Raw genomic sequence first — 1241 nt, forward strand, 5'->3', positions numbered from 1 at the left:
CGAGCGGGGAGCAAAAGCCTTTGACCAGCTTTTAAGGGAAATATGGCTAAACAATTACCAACCTATGAACGGATTTTTGGATAAATTGATTTCCAAAAAGGCGATGAAGCCCGTTCAGTTTATTCTCCTGCTTCTATCTTGATGATTTGGTGAAGTGCGATCGGCGAAGCCGATCGGGTGGGGATTGCGTACACTGATGGGGATTGGTTAAAATTAAGAGGTTACTTATTGTCGGTCAGTAAAACCGTTTGCGCGTCTGACAAAGAAAAGAAAATCATTTCTCTTGGTGCGCGTTCACGCTTGTCGGGAAACCCGACCGGGGTCGCACCGCTGATAGTATCGAAGCGCGAACATAGGGTAAAATATATGAAAATTACATATACATATTGGAAAGAAGCGGATGGGATGTTCTTGGGCTATTTGAATGAATTTCCAGATCATTGGACACAAGGGGTTGATCGTGAAGAATTAAAAGAGAACTTAGCTGATCTCTATAGAACATTTACTAGTGAAGAAATTCCCGGAATTAAGAGAGTCGCAGAACTTGCGCTTGCATGATTTGACGCGATTTAATTGCCTACTTAGAAAACTCCGGTTGCTATTTGATTCGACATGGTGGGAAACACGATATTTACCATAACCCAAATAACGGACAAATGGAACCAATTCCAAGGCATCGAGAAATTAATGAGCGATTGGCTAAAAAGATTATCAAAAGCCTGACACAAGAAAATTAAATGCGAATAAAATAGTGCTCGCGGGTTGGAAAGGTGATCTCTGTCCTATGCGATCGCTTGTAGGTAATGGGGCAAAGAATGAAACCCAACATAATTCCCCTCAACACAACGTCTTCGACCCAAGAGCCGGGTATCTGCTCGCTACAAAATAGAACCTACAATTTAATTGGTGTGGCGGTCTGATGTTGTTGGGTTTCCGTTCCGTCAACCCAACCTAGGATTGAATTGAGGTGGTGAGTGCGATCGGCGTTCGCGCAGCGTGGCCAAAGGCCTCAGCCGCGCCAAAGGCGATTAGCCCGAAGGGCGTTGGCTAGCGATCGCTTATCCGATTGTTGCGGATAATATACATTGACCCAATAGTGCGTACGCGACTTGTCCGGTGGGTTGAGGAAATGCTTTAGTAACGCACCCCCACACTTTGCTAGAATGCAGCTAAGAAGCAAAGGTTGGGAGGAAAGTAGGTCGATGACAAAGGTAGTTATCCCTTAACTCAGAATTAGAAGC

General features: G+C 44.7%; 2 protein-coding genes. Both read left to right on the top strand.

The window, feature by feature from the left end:
• Positions 1 to 177 precede the first annotated feature (177 nt).
• Positions 178 to 558 (top strand): hypothetical protein, encoded by a 381-nt coding sequence (locus F6K53_RS43545; RefSeq protein ID WP_293086973.1) that lies wholly within the window; start codon positions 178 to 180, stop codon positions 556 to 558.
• Between the two features lie 14 nt (positions 559 to 572).
• Positions 573 to 737, top strand: a complete 165-nt coding sequence (locus F6K53_RS43550; RefSeq protein ID WP_293086976.1) for a type II toxin-antitoxin system HicA family toxin — start codon at positions 573 to 575, stop codon at positions 735 to 737.
• The last annotated feature ends 504 nt before the right edge of the window (positions 738 to 1241 follow it).

The organism is Moorena sp. SIO4A1, from assembly GCF_010672065.1.
In the GTDB taxonomy this organism is placed as follows: Bacteria; Cyanobacteriota; Cyanobacteriia; order Cyanobacteriales; family Coleofasciculaceae; genus Moorena.